This window comes from Mycolicibacterium obuense (assembly GCF_055397605.1).
In genome coordinates, this window is sequence record NZ_AP043663.1 from 2,263,873 (window position 1) to 2,280,143 (window position 16,271).

The following is a 16,271-nucleotide window of genomic DNA, read 5'->3' on the forward strand; positions in this document are numbered from 1 at the left end:
AGGTACACGGATGAAGTGCGTCGTCGTCGGGGCCGGCGCCTGGGGTCTCCCGGCCGCGGCCGAGCTGTCCAGGCGTGGCCATCGGGTCTCGTTGATCGACAGGCACGGGGTGGCCAACCGGCTGTCCTCATCGGTGGGACCCACTCGTCTGTGGCGGCTCGCTGATCCCGACCCGGCGCGCGTTCGGCTCGCGGTCCGCGGTGTCGAGGCCATGCGCAAGCTCGCAGACCGTTCCGGTGTGACGGTGTTCCTCGAGCGTGGACTCCTGTGGCGCGACGATGTGTCACTGCCCGCGCTGACCGCGACGATGCAGGCACTCGACATCGATCACACCGTTGTGGCGGCGGCCGACGTCGCGCGCTTCTTCCCGGCGCTGCGCAGCGACGGCCGATCGGCGGTGTGGCAACCCGAGGCGGGGGTGGTCCTGGCGGCCGAGTCACTCAGGGCGCAGCGACAACTCTTCGAAAACGGCGTTGAGTCAACACTTCTGACGCGATCGGTGGCGTCGGTGGAGCCGGATGCGCGGGTCGTGCTCGACGACGGGACAGTGCTGACGGCTGACGCGGTCGTCGTCGCACCCGGTCCCGGTGCCGGTGCCCTCCTCGGCGGACTCGGCATCGACCTCGTCCTCCATCCCTACCTCGAGCAGGTGGTGCACTTCGGCCAGCGCGGCCGGCCGGATGCTGGCGACGACCTACCGTGTCTCTTCGACGGCCCCTCTCACGAGCGGCCGGGCATCTATGCGATGCCGACTCCGGGCGTCGGCTACAAGGTCGGTCTGGACCGCCCGTTGCGCGACTACGTCGACAGCGACGACGACCGGACCCCGGACCCCGGCCGGACCGAGACCATCCGGCAACGCGTCGCCGCGGATATCGGCGCGGTGACACCGACCGTGTTGGACGCCCAGGTCTGCTCGTGGACCGATTCGCCGGACGGGCGGTTCGTGATCGACAGGATGGACGGGGGAGTCGTCATCGCGTGCGGCGATTCCGGTGAGGGGTTCAAGTACTCGGCGTTGATGGGTGAGGTGCTCGCCGACCTCGCCGAGGGGCGCACGCCCGACGACGACGTCGCCGCCTTCTCGTCGGCCCGCTTCGCCGGCGGGATGCCCACCCGCGAAGGACCCCACGCACTCGGCCGGCACTAACTCTGCCACTCATGTGACCCAGGTCATAGTCTGTGTCCATTTGTGATCCACGCCTTGCGATTTGCGCGCGGGCTTCCTAGGGTTGACCGTCAATACGAACAAACTGTTCGCTGGCACGCATCGTTGCGTTCTATGACGGGAAACGAGATTTTTGCCCTATGAGTTCAACCGCTGACCCCGGCCTGACCCCGGCTGCTGCGCCGGATGCCGCGGTCGGCGGCCGCATCCGTCAGTTCCGGCTGGCGCGACAGCTGACGCTGCGCGACCTGGCAGACCGCGCCCGGATCTCGGCCGGCTTTCTCAGCCAGGTCGAACGGGGCCAGGTCAATGCCAGCGTGGGCACGTTGCGCCGGCTGTCCGAGGAACTCGGCGTCACGCTGCCGGACTTGTTCACCGACGAAGAGGTCGGCGAACTGCGCATCCTGCGCAAGGCTGATCGGCCGGTGATCGAGGTCTCCGACCTGAGCGCCAAGTACCTGCTCTCGCAGAAGCCGCTGCGCAACCTCGAGTTGTACGCCGGCGAGATGGCTCCCGGGGCCAGCGCTGGCGAGGCGTACGTCCACGGTGATGCACAGGAGATCCTCATCGTCATCGCCGGCAGCCCGACTCTGGAGCTCGACGGCAGAACTTACGTGCTGCAGACCGGTGACAGCGCCGAATACCGGACCTCGACCCCGCACACCCTGCACAACCACAGTGACGCCCCGGCCGAAGTGCTGTGGATCGTCAGTCCGCCAACCAACTGAACGCCCGCGACGACGACGTCGCCGACAGAAGGAGATCCGCATGGCCTCAACCACTTTCGTCAAGCGTCTGCCTGCAGTGCTGGCCACCGGTGTGCTGCTCACCGCGTGTTCGGGCGGACCGGGACCCGGCGCGGATGTCGACCTGGGTAGCGGTCCGCCCCAGGCCGGCGTGGTGAAGAAGGACGCGCTCAAGGGCGTGACACTCACCTTCGTGTCGTACGGCGGCATCTTCCAGGACGGCCAGACGCAGGCCGCGATCGACCCCTTCGCCAAGGAGTCGGGCGCACGGGTGCTGCAGGACGGGCCCACCGAGACCGCCAAGATCAAGACCCAGGTCGAGTCCGGAAACGTGACGTGGGACGTCGTCGATTCGACCAACGTCACCACCGCCCAGCACTGTGGCGACCTGTTCATGCCGATCGACACCAGCATCGTCGATGTCAGCAAGATCCCGCCCAGCGCCAAGACCGATGAGTGCTCGGTGCCCGCGATGGGCTACGGCTTGATCGTCGTCTACAACAAGGACAAGTACGGCGCCAACCCGCCCACGTCGTGGGCCGACTTCTACGACACGGCAAAGTTCCCCGGCAAGCGGGCCATCGAGGGCATCGCGGGTGAGCTGGACATGGGCGTCCTCGAGGGTGCTCTGCTCGCCGACGGTGTCGCACCCGACCAGATGTATCCGCTGGACGCGCCGCGGGCCCTTGCGAAGATGGCGTCGATCCGTCCGGACATCGTGTTCTGGAACAGCGGGGCCCACTCGCAGCAGCTCATCGAGGCCGGCCAGGTCGACATGGCGCTGGTGTGGAGTGGTCGCGCCTACTCGGCTGTGAAGAACGGTGCGCCGTTCGCGCCGATGTGGAATCAGTGGATGCCGGAGGCCGACACGATCGCGGTGCCCAAGGGAGCGAAGAACCCCAAAGCGTCGATGGCGCTGATCAACTACTACCTGGGCGCAGAGCAGCAGGCCAAGCTGTCGGAGCTGACGTCCTACAGCCCGATCAACGTCGATGCGAAACCGCAGCTCGACGAGCTGGCCAAGAGTTACCTCACCACGACCCCGGAGCGAGCGAAGGATCGCTTCCCGCTCGATGTCGCCTGGTGGTCGAAGAACAACGATGCGATGAACAGCGCGTACTCGGATTGGCTTGCCAAGTAAGGATTCTCGAGCGAGAACTGGGTAGACGATGACCGTGGTCGACGTTTTCGCCGGAGGCGCCGCACCGCCGCGGTCGCGCACCGAGTCGGAGGGGGCCAAACGGCGCCGCCGTGGCGCCTATGCGCTGCTGAGCCCGTCGGTGATCCTGGTGGTCGGCGTGTTCGTGGTGCCGCTCGCGGTCATGCTGTGGCGTGCGTTCACCGATCCGACGGTGGGCGTGGAGAACTTCGTCTGGTACGTCGGCGACCCCGTTCAGCGCGCGGTCCTGCTGCGGACGTTCACCACAGGTCTCGAGGTGACGGTCATCTGTCTGTTGCTGGGGTACCCGTATGCCTACGCGATGGTGTCGTTCGGGCCGAAGGTGCGCGCCGCGCTCACCATGTTGGTGCTGGTCCCGTTCTGGACCAGCCTGATGGTGCGCACCTTCGCGTGGGTGATCCTGTTGCAGGACAACGGCCCCGCGCACGCGGTGCTCCGCCTGATAGGGCTCGGGGACGTCCAGCTCATCCGCACCAACCTCGGCGTGGTGATCGGAATGAGCCAGATTCTGCTGCCGTTCATGGTGTTGCCGCTCTACGCGGTGATGTCGGGGATCGACCGGCGACTGATCCTCGCATCGTCGAGTCTGGGCGCACGGCCCCTGACGTCCTTCGTCCGCGTCTGGGCGCCGTTGACGATGCCGGGCGTGGGTGCCGGTGCGCTGATGGTCTTCATCAGCAGCCTTGGTTTCTACGTCACGCCGGCGCTGCTCGGGTCGCCGGACAACGCGTTGATCAGCCAGCAGATCTACGTGCAGGTGAACAGCCTCCTGCAGTGGGGCAGGGGTGCGGCGATGGGGGTCGTACTGCTCCTGCTGACCTTCCTCGTCCTCGCGGTGCTCATGGTCGTCATGCGCCGCGGCTCTCGCCAGGAGCAGTCGTCGTGACCCGGCACAGCGGAAAGTTCTGGCGCGCTGTCCTTGTCGTGTTCTGCGCGGCGGTCGCCGGGTGGCTGGTGGCGCCGTCGCTGGTCGTCATCCCGTTGAGCTTCACCGACCGGCCGACGTTCACCTTCCCGCCGACCGGGTGGTCCACGCAGTGGTACACAAACTTCTTCACCGATCCATCGTGGTTGTGGGCGCTGGAGGCCAGCATCCGTGTCGGTCTGCTGGTGGCCGTGGTCGCGACGATCTGCGGTACCGCTGCGGCGGTGGCGTTCAGCCGCACGCGCTTCTTCGGTGACCAGGGACTGCGAGCACTTCTGTTGTCCCCGATGATCGTTCCGGTGATCGTCGTGTCGATCGGCATCTACGCGATCTATCTGCGGCTCAATCTGCTGGGTACGACGGTGGGTTTCGTCGTCGCTCACAGCGTGCTGGCGCTGCCGTTCGTCATCATCCCGGTCTCTGCCAGCCTCGCCGGCTTCGACCGGCGCCTCGAAGACGCCGCCGCGGTGTGCGGTGCGGGCCGCTGGACGACGTTCCGCACCGTCACGCTGCCGCAGGTGGCGCCGGGTGTGCTGTCCGGTGCGCTGTTCGCGTTCGCCACCAGCTTCGACGAGGTCGTGCTGTCGCTGTTCATCCAGAGTCCGTATCTGCAGACGCTGCCGGTCCGGATGTACGCGTCGGTGACGCGCGACACCGACCCGACGATCGCCGCGGCGGCCACCGTCATCCTCGCCCTGACCACGGTCCTGACCGTCGTCGCGGGCGTCTACTCGAGCAGGAGGAACCGTGTCCGCTGACACCGCCACCCCGCACGGCGCATCGATCACGTTGCGGCGCTTGACCAAACGCTACGGCTCGGTGACCGCCGTCGACGCCATCGACCTCGACGCTCGGCCGGGGGAGTTCCTCACTCTGCTCGGACCCAGCGGATCGGGCAAGACCACCACGCTCAACATGATCGCGGGTTTCGTCGACGTCACCGACGGCGATTTGCAGATCGACGGCAGGCCGGTCGCGGACCTGCCGCCCTACCGCCGCAACATCGGCATGGTGTTCCAGCACTACGCCCTGTTCCCGCACATGACGGTGACGGGGAACGTCGAATACCCGCTGCGGCAACGCAAGATCGGCAAGGCCGACCGCGCCGCCAAGGTGGCCGCGGCGCTGCGGACCGTCGGCCTGCAGGACTACGGCAAGCGCATGCCCAAGGAACTGTCGGGCGGTCAGCAGCAGCGGGTCGCGCTCGCTCGGGCCATGGTCTACGAACCGAGCGTGCTGTTGATGGACGAGCCGCTCGGTGCGCTGGACAAGAAACTGCGCGACTCCCTGCAATTGGAGATCAAGCGCATCCACGGCGAACTCGGCACGACGTTCGTCTACGTCACCCACGACCAGGACGAGGCGCTGGTGCTGTCGGACCGCATCGCGGTCTTCAACAACGCGCGCATCGAACAGATCGGCACCCCAACCGAACTGTACGAACATCCCAAAAGTGTGTTCGTCGCGCGCTTTCTCGGGGAGTCGTCCCTGTTCCACGGCACGGTGATCGACCCGCGGACCGTCGACGTCGGCGGCCGTCGCGTGGTGGCCGGGCGCGGCGACGCCGACTCCGGTGCGGCCGTCGCGGTCGTCGTGCGTCCTGAGCGCATCCGGATCGTCGTCGACCCCGGTGCGCCGCCGGCCGGAAACGCCCTGCCGGGCAGGGTGATACAGCACATCTATCTCGGTAACTCGCGCAAGGTGGAGGTCCGGTTGCCGGATGACACCGTTGTGCTGGTGCGGGAGAGCGCGGGCAGCATCACCCGCGCCGAACCGGGGCAGGACGTCTGGTTGACGTTCGACCCCGACAACGCGGCGATCCTCCCCGCCGACGCCACGAACTGAGCATCACCCGAACTACAGGAGCACACCATGTCATCCGCAGGTCACACGCCGGGCAGTCTCGCCAACGACTTCGTCAACGGCAGTGTGTCGTACTGGTATCGCGCCGCGGGGTTCCCGGAATCGCGATTGCCGCTGCCCGGTTCGCTCGACGTCGACGTCTGCATCGTGGGAGCGGGCCTGACCGGACTCTGGTCGGCCTACTACCTCAAACGCGAACAGCCCGATCTGCGCATCGCGATCCTGGAGAAGGAGTTCGCCGGATTCGGCGCATCCGGGCGCAACGGCGGATGGCTGTCGGCCGAATTGGCCGGCTCGCGTGAGGCTTACGCCTCGACGCACGGGCACGACGGTGTCGTCACCCTGATGCGTGCGATGCGCGCGGCGGTCGACGAGGTGATCGGCGTGACGGACGCCGAGGGCATCGACGCCGACATCGTCAAGGACGGACTGCTGCACGTGGCGCGCAATGCGGCGCAGATGGGTCGCCTGCGCGAGTCACTCGACTACGAGGCCCGCTGGGGTGCGGGACCGGAGGACTTCGTCCTGCTGACCGGCGACGAATCCAACAGCCGCATCCGGGTGGACAAGACGGTGGGCGCACTGTTCAGTCCGCACTGCGCGCGGGTGCAACCCGCCAAGTTGGTGCAGGGGCTCGCGCGCGTCGTGGAGGCCATGGGTGTCGCGATCTACGAGCAGACTGAGGTGACCCGGATCGAGGACCGGCGCGCGGTGACCACGCGCGGCGTCGTGCGCGCGCCGGTGGTCCTGCGCTGCCTCGAGGGATTCACCGCGACGATGCCGGGTCAGCGCCGCGAGTGGCTGCCGATGAACTCGTCGATGATCGTCACCGAACCCCTGCCCGAGGACGTCCTGAAGGACGTGGGTTGGGCCGGCGCCGAGCTGCTGGGCGATTTCGCGCACGGATACATGTACGCCCAGCGCACCGCCGACAATCGGATCGCCCTCGGCGGCCGAGGAATTCCCTACCGGTTCGCCTCCACGCTCGACAACCGTGGAACCACGCAGCAATGGACCGTCGACGCGCTGACGGCGCTGCTACGCGACATGTTCCCCGCGGCGAGTCAGGTTCCGATCACGCATGCGTGGTGCGGGGTGCTCGGGGTTCCCCGTGACTGGACGGCCACCGTCGACTTCGACCGCGCAACCGGTTTCGGCACCGCCGGCGGCTACGTCGGCAGCGGCCTCACGACCACCAACCTGGCCGGGCACACCCTCGCCGACCTGGTGCTCGAACGGGACACCGAGCTGACGCGGTTGCCCTGGGTCGGCCGGCGCGTGCGCAAGTGGGAGCCCGAACCGTTGCGGTGGCTCGGCGTGCAGACGATGTATGCGCTCTATCGCAACGCCGACCGCCGAGAGGCGGCCAACGGGCTCTCGAAGACCAGTGGACTGGCGCGGTTGGCCAACAAGATCACCGGCCGCTGAGCGCCACCGACGACGACAGGACGACACGATGACCACACAGCACGTCGGCGCCGATTCGCACCTGCGCCACGCCAATGCGATGACCGCGGAACTCCCTGAGCCCCAGGCCAAACCGACCAGCGTGAACAATCAGTTCGAATCCACCCTCAACGTCTGGTCGGGAGACACCACGCACGCCGGCGTGTGGGAGTGCGGCCCTGGCGAATTCACCGCCGACCGGTCCGCCGACACCGAGGTGTGCCATATCCTCACCGGCTCGGGAACAGTCGTCGGCGAGGACGGCACGAGCGCGGACATCGGTCCCGGCTCGCTGCTGGTGCTGCCCAGGGGATGGCGCGGGACGTGGCGCATCACCGAGACGGTTCGCAAGACCTACGTCATCGTCGGTTCGCGGTAGCTCCCAGGAACGCGCCGATCGCGGCCGCGGTGCGCTCGGGTTGGTCGAGCATCACCAGCACGTAGGCGTCGTCGATGAACTCCAGCCGGCCCTGGGGGAGCAGCTCGGCCAGGCGTCGTGCATGGTCGGCCGGCATCACCGGGTTGTCGCTCCACAACACCAGCGCGGGCCGGTCGAAGTCGGCCAGTCGCTCGGTCGCCCGGATCAGGTCTGCCTTGTCGAATCTGGTACGGCAGTACTTGACCAGGTCGCGCCGGATGGCGGGGTCGGTCAAGCCGGCCGCCAGCCATTCATGGACAATTGCTTGCGGCACAGGCTTTTTCGCCATCATTCCGAACATCAGCCGCTGCTTGCGGAGCCAGCCGATCTGCAGTTGCCGCATCGCCAGCCACACCGTGCCGGTGGTGCGACTGGCCAGCCACGCGACCTTGCCGGGCCAGCCCGGCGGGAAGTTGTCGAACGCCTCCGACGGGCAGATGACCAATCGGGACACCCGCGTGTCCCGGCCGATGTCGGTGAGGAACAGGGCGCCACCCCAGTCCGAGACGACCAGGGTGACGTTGGCGAGGTCCATGGCGTCGAGGAAATCCGCGACGATGGCCACCATTCCCGGCATCGTCAGATCGGCATCCTCGCGCATCGGTGCGCGATGGCCGCCCATCGGCAGCACGGGCAACAGGTAGCGGTACCCCCGCGGCAGGTGTGGCAGTGCCGTCTCCCACTGTGCGTCGTTCATCAGGAGTCCGTGCAGCAGCACCACCGGCGGCCCGCCGGGATCTCCTTCCTCGCGGTAGTGCAGGGTGCCTGCGGCGACCTCGACGGACTTCATTCGGACCTCCACTAGAACGATGATTCTAGAACGTATGCTCTAGCCTGGCAGCAGGAGGCGAACATGGCAAGGTCCACCCGGGAATCGATCCTCACCGCGGCCGCGGAACTGATGCGCCACCGCGGCTACGCCGGGGTCGGCATGAAAGACATCGCCGAGGCGTCGGGCGCGCCCATCGGGTCGCTGTACCACCACTTCCGCGCGGGCAAGGTGGCGATCGCACGGGAAGCGCTCCGCAACGCCGGCGCGGCGTACGGCCTGCTCATCCCCACGATCATCGATGCGTACACCGATCTCGGCGAGGCGGTCGGCGGCGTCTTCGACCAGGCCGCCGAGGACATGGAAGCCACCGGTTTCGCCAACATGTGTCCGGTTGCCAGCGTGGCGGCGGAGGTCGCCGACACCGTCGAGGAGCTCCGGCAGACCACCCGGGACGTCTTCGACGGCTGGATCGACGGCGGCACCGCCTACTTCGTCGCCCGGGGTCTCGACGACCGGTTCGCCCGAGACCTCACGGTCGCATTGATCGGCGCCCTCGAGGGTGCGTTCCTGCTCGCCCGTGCGCTGCGCACGACCGAGCCGCTGCTGGCAGCCGGCCGCACGCTGGCGCCGCAGTACCGCGGAATCGCGCTGGCGCGCGTGTCCCTGCCGCCGACGGTCGGTGCCGAAAGCTAAGCTCTCGAACAAATGTTCTGTAGGAGGCTGGCGTGCGGGTGATGGGTGTCGACCCCGGGCTGACCCGGTGCGGGTTGTCGGTGATCCAGAGCGGGCGCGGCCGGCAGGTGATCGCGCTGGATGTGGATGTGGTGCGTACCCCGGCAGACCACCCGCTGGCGCACCGCCTGCTCGCGATCAGCGACGCGGTCGAGCACTGGCTCGACACCCACACCCCTGACGTCATCGCGATCGAGCGGGTGTTCTCCAACCAGAACGCCAACACCGCGATGGGTACCGCGCAGGCGGGTGGCGTGGTCGCGCTGGCCGCCGCCCGTCGGGACATCGACGTGCACTTCCACACGCCCAGCGAGGTGAAGGCCGCGGTCACCGGCAACGGCCGGGCCGACAAGGCTCAGGTGACCGAAATGGTCACGAGAATCCTTGCCCTGCAACAGAAGCCGACCCCGGCCGACGCGGCCGATGCGCTGGCCCTGGCGATCTGTCATTGCTGGCGCGCACCGATGATCGCCCGGATGGCCGAGGCGGAGGCGATGGCCGCCGAACAGCGCCGCAAGTACAAGGCCACCCTCAAGGCGGCCAAGGTCTCCACGATGTCGAAGAGCGCGCGATGATCGCCTCGGTCCGCGGCGAGGTCCTCGACATCGCGCTCGATCACGTGGTGATCGAGGCCGCCGGGGTGGGCTACAAGGTGATGGCCACCCCGTCGACGTTGGCGACGTTGCGGCGCGGCACCGAGGCGCGGCTGATCACCGCGATGATCGTGCGCGAAGACTCACAGACCCTCTACGGCTTCGGCGACTCCGATGCCCGGGACCTCTTCCTGACACTGCTCGGGGTGTCCGGTATCGGGCCGAGCATCGCGTTGGGTGCGCTGGCGATGTACGACGGCCCGACCCTGCGGGCGGCCATCGGCGACGGCGACGTGACCGCACTCGTCCGAATCCCCAAGGTGGGCAAGAAGACTGCTGAGCTGCTGGTGCTGACGCTGCGGGACAAGGTGGGTGTGTCGTCCTCGTCCGGGCTCGCCGCTGCCGGCGGACACGGCATCCGCGGGCCCGTCGTCGAGGCGCTCGTCGGGCTCGGCTTCGCGCAGAAGCAGGCCGAGGAGGCCACCGACAAGGTGCTCGCCGACGATCCTGACGCGACCACCTCTGGTGCTCTGCGCGCGGCGTTGTCGATGCTGGGGAAGAAGTGATGGGCCGGTTCAGCGGAGATCAGGACGGCTCGCTCGACGATGCTGACGAGCGGGACGTGTCGCCGGCGCTCACGGTCGGCGAGGGCGATATCGACGCGAGTCTCCGGCCGCGCTCGCTCGGCGAGTTCATTGGCCAGCCGCGGGTGCGCGAGCAACTGCAGCTGGTCCTCGAGGGTGCGAAGAACCGCGGCGGCACGCCCGACCACATCCTGCTGTCCGGGCCGCCCGGTCTGGGTAAGACGTCGCTGGCCATGATCATCGCGGCCGAGTTGGGTTCGTCGCTGCGCCTCACGTCGGGTCCGGCGCTCGAGCGCGCGGGCGACCTGGCCGCGATGCTGTCCAATCTCGTCGAGCATGACGTCTTGTTCATCGACGAGATCCACCGGATCGCCCGGCCGGCCGAGGAGATGCTCTACCTCGCGATGGAGGATTTCCGCGTCGACGTGGTCGTCGGCAAAGGCCCTGGCGCCACGTCGATTCCGTTGGAGGTGGCGCCGTTCACCCTGGTCGGCGCCACCACCCGCTCCGGCGCGTTGACCGGGCCGCTGCGTGACCGGTTCGGTTTCACCGCGCACATGGACTTCTACGAGCCGGCGGAACTGGAGCGGGTGCTGGCCCGCTCGGCCGGCATCCTCGGCATCGAGCTGGGTGCTGAAGCCGGCGCCGAGATCGCCCGCCGATCCCGTGGTACGCCGCGTATCGCCAACCGGCTGTTGCGGCGGGTCCGCGATTACGCCGAAGTCCGGGCCGACGGCGTCATCACCCGCGATATCGCCAAATACGCGTTGGAGGTCTACGACGTCGACGAGCTCGGCCTGGATCGTCTGGATCGCGCCGTGTTGACGGCGCTGACCAAGAGTTTCGGAGGCGGGCCGGTCGGCGTGTCGACTCTCGCGGTCGCGGTGGGGGAGGAAGCTACCACCGTGGAAGAAGTGTGTGAGCCGTTCCTGGTGCGGGCGGGCATGATCGCCCGCACCCCGCGCGGCCGGGTCGCGACCCGGTCGGCATGGACCCATCTGGGTATGACGCCACCCAACGGGGCGGGCGCGCTGGGGCAGACGGGGTTGTTCGAATGACCGCCGCCGCGCTGGTCGTCGCGGCGCTCGCCGCGATCCTGCACGTCTACATCTTCGTGATGGAGTCTGTGACCTGGACGTCGCCGCGCACGCGAGCGGTGTTGGGGATGAGCGAGGAAGAGGCCCAGACCACGCGTCTGTTGGCGCTGAATCAGGGCTACTACAACCTGTTCCTCGCGATCGTGACGGGCGCGGGCATCGTCGCGACGGCCACCGGTGCCGACGCCGTGGGTGCTGCGCTGCTGTATGCCGGGCTGGGGTCGATGCTCGCCGCGGCGGTCGTGCTGGTCGTCTCCGCGCGGGACAAGGCCCGCGCGGCGGTGATGCAGGGGACGTTGCCGCTGGTCGCGATCGTGCTCCTGCTGCTGGCTTCAACCCTGTAACGATCGATTCCCGCCTCGGTTATCGCCGGTGGGGCGGGGGTACTCCTGTGCGCACGTCGGGCACGTCACAAGGAGGCATCATGATCGACACTCAGCGCCCAGACCGACCTCGCGGCGGTCGGATGACCATTCCCCGCAGCCGCGGCGCCGCCAGCGGCTTCCTTCTCGTCCTGCTCGGCCTGTGGGGGGCGCTCGTCCCGTTCATCGGGCCGAACTTCGACTTCGCCTTCACCCCCGATCAGGCGTGGACCTGGACCACCGGCCGGGGCTGGCTGGAGGTGCTCCCCGGCATCGTGACGGTGCTCGGCGGTCTCGTCCTGCTCACCTCGCGTAACCGCGCGACCGCGGTGCTCGGCAGCTGGCTGAGTGTTGCCGGCGGGGCGTGGTTCGTGATCGGACGGGCCTTGGCGGGCCCGCTCGGGCTCGGCGACGCCGGCGCCCCGATCGCCGATACGGAGACCAAGCGGGTCTGGCTCGACCTGACCTACTTCTACGGGCTCGGCGCGGTGATCATCTTCCTTGGCGCGCTGGCGCTGGGCAGGGTCTCCGTGCGCAGTGTGCGTGACGTCGAATACGCGAACCGCCCCGTTGCCGTCGATGCCCCCACCCACACCGGCCCCGTCCCGGTGACCGGTCGAACGGCGACCGCCCCAGTGAGCGCGCAGCCCACCGAGGTGGTCGGTCCGCAGGAGCGTGCACCGCGGCGCGGTCTGCGCGGTCGCCTGTTCGGCGACCGGCGCGACCGCAACCTGGTGGATCACTGATCTACAGCAGGCCCAGCAACTCCAGATTGCTGACGTACTGGACGATCACCGCGGGAGTGATGTGCGGGATGTCCTTGTCGGGCCCGATCTTGGCCTCCTGCACTGCCGTCCGGAACCGGTCGGTGGGTGCGATGGAGCCCGAGATCGGGATTTCCGGCCGCTGGTAGTTGTGCAGCAGCGGCAGCAACGATGCTTGCCGCTTGCGCTCGGGTAGCGCGTTGATCGCGGCGGTGAACCGGGCGAGCCAGGTAGCGTAGTCGCCCACCCGGTGCACCGGGTAGCCGGCCTCGATCAACCAGTCGACGAACTCGTCGAGGCCGATGCCGTCGTCGTACGGGTTCATCACGTGGTAGGTCTCGAACCCGCTCTTCGACTCGCGAGCCACCGCGGCACCGAGGGTCGAGATCGCCTCGGCGATGAACTCGACCGGCAGCCCGTCGTAGTGGGCGCGTGGCCGCTGACCGTCGGCGTCGAGTTGGTAGAACGACTCCGGCGCCACCCCGGTTGCGACAAGGCTGAACATCAGTCGGGTGAACATGTCCGGCAGGTTCAGCTGCCCGGCGTAGGTGGTGTCGGCCAGGATCATGTCGCAGCGGAACACCGAGACCGGCAGCCCGCACAGATCGTGCGCCTCGCGCAGCAGGACTTCGCCGGCCCACTTGCTGTTGCCGTAGCCGTTGGCGTAGCTCTCGTCGATCTGACGCACCGCGCTGATCTGGCGGATGTCGCCGTCCTCGACGAACTTGCCCGGTTCGATGCCGGCGCCGACGCCGATGGTGGAGACGTAGGCGAACGGCTTCTGGCGGGTGGTCAGGGCGAGGCGGATCAGCTCTGCCGTCCCGACGGCGTTCGGGCCGAACAGCTCGCTGTAGGGCAGGACGTGGTTGACCAGCGCGGCGGGATCGACGATCAGGTCGACGGTGTCGGCCAGGCGCTGCCAGACCTGCAGATCCAGGCCGAGGTCGGCTTCGCCCTTGTCGCCGGCGAGCACCTCGAGATGATCGGCGGCCAGCTCCCGGTAGTGGGCGAGCAGCGTCTCATCGCCGCTGTCGAATGTCGCGTCGAGGCGGGCCCGTGCGGCGTCGTCATCCTTGGCGCGGACCAGGCAGATCACTTTTCCGTCGACCAGGTCCATCCGCTCCAGCCAGTCCAAGGCCAGGTAGCGGCCCAGGAACCCGGTGGCGCCGGTCAGCAGCACGGTGCGAACCTCGGTGTTGGGCGCTGGCAATGACGGTGCAGCAGAGAGGGTTTCGGCGTCGATGAACTTGTCCAGCGTCAGGTCGCTGGCGCGTGCTTCGGTCGCACCTGCGCCGTGGACGGCGGTGAAGGTGGGCCGCTTCGCGCCCGGCTGTCGCTGGGCCTCGATGTAGGCGGCCAGAGATGCCAGATCGGTGGCGGGGCTGACGATCACCCCGACGGGCACCTCGACGTCGAAGATGTCGCGCAGCAGGTTGCCGAATGTCAACGCCGACAACGAGTCTCCACCGAGATCGGTGAAGTGGGCGTCGGGTTGCACGTCGGTGGCCGCGGTGCCGAGCAGAGCGGCCGCGGCGCGGCCGACGGTCTCGAGCACGGGACGGTTGGCGCCGTCGGCGCGCAGGGTGCGCATCTCGTCGGCCTGCCCGTCGGCCAGTTCGGCATAGAGCGCCTCGAGCTGCTCGCCGTAGTGCTCCTTGAGTCGCGGCCGGGCCAGCTTGCGGATACCGGTCAGCAGGCCGTTTTCCAGCGTGAACGGGGTCGGCTCGATCAGGAAGTCGCGGGGGATCTCGTAGGACTGCAGGCCCGCTGCTCGGGCGACGTCCTGCAGCGACTCGGCGATCAGCGCCTTCGCGTCGTCGCGACCCAGCACGTCCTCCGTCGGGACGACGACGGCCAGCAGGTAGGACCGGGCGCTGTTGCCGTACACGTAGATCTGCCGGACCCGCGGGCTGTCGCCGAACACCGCTTCCAGCTTGGAGACCGTGACGAACTCGCCCTGCGAGAGCTTCTGCACGTTGTTGCGGCGGTCGAGGTAGACCAGCTGGTCGGGTCCGGTCTCGGCGACCACGTCCCCGGTGCGGTAGTAGCCGTCGGGGTCGAACATCTCGGCAGTGACCTCGGGTCGCTTGTAGTACCCGGGGAACAGGGTCTCGGACTTCACGAGCAGCTCGCCGCGCGGGTGCGGACGATCGGTGGTGAAGTAGCCCAGATCCGGGACGTCGACGAGCTTGTAATCGATCACCGGCGGGCGCTGCACCTGCCCGTCGACGAACACCGCGCCGGCTTCGGTGGAGCCGTAGCCGTCGGTGAGGTGGATGTCGATGAGGTCTTCGACGAAGGTCCGCATCTCCGGTGACAGCGGCGCCGAGCCCGACATCGCCATCACGTGGCGGCCGCCCAGAAGACTCTGCCGGAGGTCGGCATACACGTCGGCGAGATCGTCGGGCCGACGGTCGACTTCCTTGGCCACCTCGGCGGCAATGGTGTCCCAGATGCGCGGGACGAAGGACAGCTGTGTCGGCCGGACCAGTGCCAGATCGTCGAGAAAGGTCGAAAGATCGCTGCGCGCAGCGAAATACGCGGTCCCGCCGGCACCCAGGGTGCCGTAGAGAACGCCGCGCCCCATCATGTGGCTCATCGGCATGAAGTTCAACGTGATCGACGGCGTGGTCTGCTCGCCACCCCATGCCGAGCGGCCGGACCGGCGCCAGGCGTTGGTGATGAGACGCTCCGGGTACATGGCGCCCTTGGGCGCGCCGGTGCTGCCGGAGGTGTAGATCAGCAGCAGCAGCGGATCGTCGTCGGGTGAGGTGAACGGCTGTGCCGCAGGCAATGTCGCGCCGTGGGCGAGCACCTCGGACAGCGTGACGATCTCGATCGAGCGGCCGGCGTCGGCGAGGCGGGCGCGCGCGTCGGCGATGGCGTCGCGGTGGTCGTCGACCTCGGCGCGATAGTCGAAGACGATGAGGCGGCCCACCGACTCGGCGTCTGCGACCAGGTCCACCGCATCGGAGAGATGGTCGACGGACGCGGCGAACACCACCGGCTCGGTCTCGGCGACGATCGGCCGCAGGGTGGCCGCCGGGGCGCTGGTCTGCAGCGGCACCGACACCGCACCCCGCAGCACCAGAGTCGTGTCGATCACGGTGTAGTCCACGCTGGTGAAGCCCAGGATCGCGACGCGGTCACCGGGGTCCACGTCGGTCAACGCGGTGAGCAGATGGTGGATGCGAGTCGACAGCTCGCCGTAGGTGATGGTGTCGAAGTGGGGGAGGAGCTGGGCCTCGGTGCGCCCGGTCTGCGGGTCGGCGACCAGCCGGACGGCACGCTGGCCGAGAGCGGGCCGGTCGGCGTAGCCGTCGAGCACGGTGGCGATGATCTGCGGCAGGCGCAGCTGCGGGTCTTCGATGGCCTCGGCGATGGCCTCGTCCGGGAGGGCCGCGGCGAACTGGGGATCGGTGGCGCTCAGATCGTCGATGCGGTGGGCGAGTCGTTCTTCTCGGGTATCAGTCGGCATCAGTAATCCTTCGAAAGCAAAGTGGTCGGTCAGGCGCGAATCGCGCGCCCACCAGGAAACTACGTTAGTAAAACTAAGCGTATTCCGAGGATCGGCATTCTGGACCTGTCAGATTGCTGTGAATTGCCGCAGCGGGCTGCGAA

Annotated in this window: 16 protein-coding genes; 14 read left to right on the top strand and 2 right to left on the bottom strand. The window is 68.1% G+C overall.

Features of this window, described 5'->3' with window-relative positions; translation table 11 throughout:
- The first annotated feature begins 10 nt into the window (after positions 1-10).
- From ACZ50N_RS10910 to ACZ50N_RS10945, 8 genes are all read left to right on the top strand, one after another.
- A complete protein-coding gene (locus tag ACZ50N_RS10910; RefSeq protein ID WP_464475336.1) occupies positions 11-1,150 on the top strand; it encodes an FAD-dependent oxidoreductase in 1,140 nt (379 codons plus the stop codon).
- Positions 1,151-1,308: 158 nt separating this feature from the next.
- Positions 1,309-1,896: a type II toxin-antitoxin system RelB family anti-toxin gene (locus tag ACZ50N_RS10915; RefSeq protein ID WP_046364843.1), complete on the top strand. Its 588-nt coding sequence runs from the start codon at positions 1,309-1,311 to the stop codon at positions 1,894-1,896.
- A 40-nt stretch (positions 1,897-1,936) separates the two neighbouring features.
- Positions 1,937-3,055 (top strand): ABC transporter substrate-binding protein, encoded by a 1,119-nt coding sequence (locus ACZ50N_RS10920; protein ID WP_464475337.1) that lies wholly within the window; start codon positions 1,937-1,939, stop codon positions 3,053-3,055.
- A gap of 28 nt (positions 3,056-3,083) precedes the next feature.
- A complete protein-coding gene (locus tag ACZ50N_RS10925; RefSeq protein WP_052765288.1) occupies positions 3,084-3,980 on the top strand; it encodes an ABC transporter permease in 897 nt (298 codons plus the stop codon).
- Positions 3,977-4,777 carry an ABC transporter permease gene (locus ACZ50N_RS10930; RefSeq protein WP_046364845.1) on the top strand — a complete coding sequence of 267 codons (801 nt, stop codon included), beginning with the start codon at positions 3,977-3,979 and terminating at the stop codon, positions 4,775-4,777. The genes ACZ50N_RS10925 and ACZ50N_RS10930 overlap by 4 nt, the downstream gene beginning before the upstream one ends.
- On the top strand, positions 4,767-5,864 hold the full coding sequence (locus ACZ50N_RS10935) for an ABC transporter ATP-binding protein (protein WP_464475338.1): 1,098 nt from the start codon (positions 4,767-4,769) through the stop codon (positions 5,862-5,864). The genes ACZ50N_RS10930 and ACZ50N_RS10935 overlap by 11 nt, the downstream gene beginning before the upstream one ends.
- 27 nt (positions 5,865-5,891) lie before the next feature.
- Complete coding sequence (locus tag ACZ50N_RS10940) at positions 5,892-7,310, top strand: NAD(P)/FAD-dependent oxidoreductase (protein ID WP_133414442.1); 1,419 nt, start codon at positions 5,892-5,894, stop codon at positions 7,308-7,310.
- A gap of 28 nt (positions 7,311-7,338) precedes the next feature.
- Positions 7,339-7,707 (top strand): cupin domain-containing protein, encoded by a 369-nt coding sequence (locus ACZ50N_RS10945; protein ID WP_464475339.1) that lies wholly within the window; start codon positions 7,339-7,341, stop codon positions 7,705-7,707.
- On the opposite strand, the gene ACZ50N_RS10950 is transcribed toward ACZ50N_RS10945, so the two are convergent.
- Positions 7,688-8,536, bottom strand: coding sequence for an alpha/beta fold hydrolase (locus ACZ50N_RS10950; protein WP_464475340.1), 849 nt, complete (start codon positions 8,534-8,536; stop codon positions 7,688-7,690). The two genes, ACZ50N_RS10945 and ACZ50N_RS10950, sit on opposite strands and share 20 nt — an antisense overlap.
- A 63-nt stretch (positions 8,537-8,599) precedes the next feature.
- Between ACZ50N_RS10950 and ACZ50N_RS10955 the strand changes: the two genes are divergently transcribed.
- The 6 genes from ACZ50N_RS10955 (at position 8,600) to ACZ50N_RS10980 (ending at position 12,632) form a co-directional block, all read left to right on the top strand.
- Positions 8,600-9,211: a TetR/AcrR family transcriptional regulator gene (locus tag ACZ50N_RS10955; RefSeq protein WP_464475341.1), complete on the top strand. Its 612-nt coding sequence runs from the start codon at positions 8,600-8,602 to the stop codon at positions 9,209-9,211.
- A 32-nt stretch (positions 9,212-9,243) separates the two neighbouring features.
- Positions 9,244-9,825, top strand: coding sequence for a crossover junction endodeoxyribonuclease RuvC (gene ruvC / locus ACZ50N_RS10960; protein WP_082164106.1), 582 nt, complete (start codon positions 9,244-9,246; stop codon positions 9,823-9,825).
- Positions 9,822-10,409, top strand: a complete 588-nt coding sequence (gene ruvA, locus ACZ50N_RS10965; RefSeq protein ID WP_464475342.1) for a Holliday junction branch migration protein RuvA — start codon at positions 9,822-9,824, stop codon at positions 10,407-10,409. The genes ruvC and ruvA overlap by 4 nt, the downstream gene beginning before the upstream one ends.
- Complete coding sequence (ruvB, locus tag ACZ50N_RS10970) at positions 10,409-11,485, top strand: Holliday junction branch migration DNA helicase RuvB (RefSeq protein ID WP_046364852.1); 1,077 nt, start codon at positions 10,409-10,411, stop codon at positions 11,483-11,485. The genes ruvA and ruvB overlap by 1 nt, the downstream gene beginning before the upstream one ends.
- A complete protein-coding gene (locus tag ACZ50N_RS10975; RefSeq protein WP_464475343.1) occupies positions 11,482-11,868 on the top strand; it encodes a DUF1304 domain-containing protein in 387 nt (128 codons plus the stop codon). The genes ruvB and ACZ50N_RS10975 overlap by 4 nt, the downstream gene beginning before the upstream one ends.
- 80 nt (positions 11,869-11,948) lie before the next feature.
- Entirely contained in the window at positions 11,949-12,632 is a 684-nt protein-coding gene (locus ACZ50N_RS10980; protein ID WP_464475344.1) for a hypothetical protein, read from the top strand.
- 1 nt (position 12,633) lies between these two features.
- Here ACZ50N_RS10980 and car read toward each other — a convergent pair whose 3' ends face one another.
- A complete protein-coding gene (gene car / locus ACZ50N_RS10985) occupies positions 12,634-16,128 on the bottom strand; it encodes a carboxylic acid reductase (RefSeq protein ID WP_464475345.1) in 3,495 nt (1,164 codons plus the stop codon).
- Between the last annotated feature and the right edge of the window lie 143 nt (positions 16,129-16,271).

Coding starts and splice junctions, on each gene's coding strand:
- ACZ50N_RS10910 (WP_464475336.1), top strand. CDS start 11: ATGAAGTGCGTCGTCGTCGGGGCCGGCGCCTGGGGTCTCCCGGCCGCG.
- ACZ50N_RS10915 (WP_046364843.1), top strand. CDS start 1,309: ATGAGTTCAACCGCTGACCCCGGCCTGACCCCGGCTGCTGCGCCGGAT.
- ACZ50N_RS10920 (WP_464475337.1), top strand. CDS start 1,937: ATGGCCTCAACCACTTTCGTCAAGCGTCTGCCTGCAGTGCTGGCCACC.
- ACZ50N_RS10925 (WP_052765288.1), top strand. CDS start 3,084: ATGACCGTGGTCGACGTTTTCGCCGGAGGCGCCGCACCGCCGCGGTCG.
- ACZ50N_RS10940 (WP_133414442.1), top strand. CDS start 5,892: ATGTCATCCGCAGGTCACACGCCGGGCAGTCTCGCCAACGACTTCGTC.
- ACZ50N_RS10945 (WP_464475339.1), top strand. CDS start 7,339: ATGACCACACAGCACGTCGGCGCCGATTCGCACCTGCGCCACGCCAAT.
- ACZ50N_RS10950 (WP_464475340.1), bottom strand. CDS start 8,536: ATGAAGTCCGTCGAGGTCGCCGCAGGCACCCTGCACTACCGCGAGGAA.
- ACZ50N_RS10955 (WP_464475341.1), top strand. CDS start 8,600: ATGGCAAGGTCCACCCGGGAATCGATCCTCACCGCGGCCGCGGAACTG.
- ruvA (WP_464475342.1), top strand. CDS start 9,822: ATGATCGCCTCGGTCCGCGGCGAGGTCCTCGACATCGCGCTCGATCAC.
- ruvB (WP_046364852.1), top strand. CDS start 10,409: ATGGGCCGGTTCAGCGGAGATCAGGACGGCTCGCTCGACGATGCTGAC.
- ACZ50N_RS10975 (WP_464475343.1), top strand. CDS start 11,482: ATGACCGCCGCCGCGCTGGTCGTCGCGGCGCTCGCCGCGATCCTGCAC.
- ACZ50N_RS10980 (WP_464475344.1), top strand. CDS start 11,949: ATGATCGACACTCAGCGCCCAGACCGACCTCGCGGCGGTCGGATGACC.
- car (WP_464475345.1), bottom strand. CDS start 16,128: ATGCCGACTGATACCCGAGAAGAACGACTCGCCCACCGCATCGACGAT.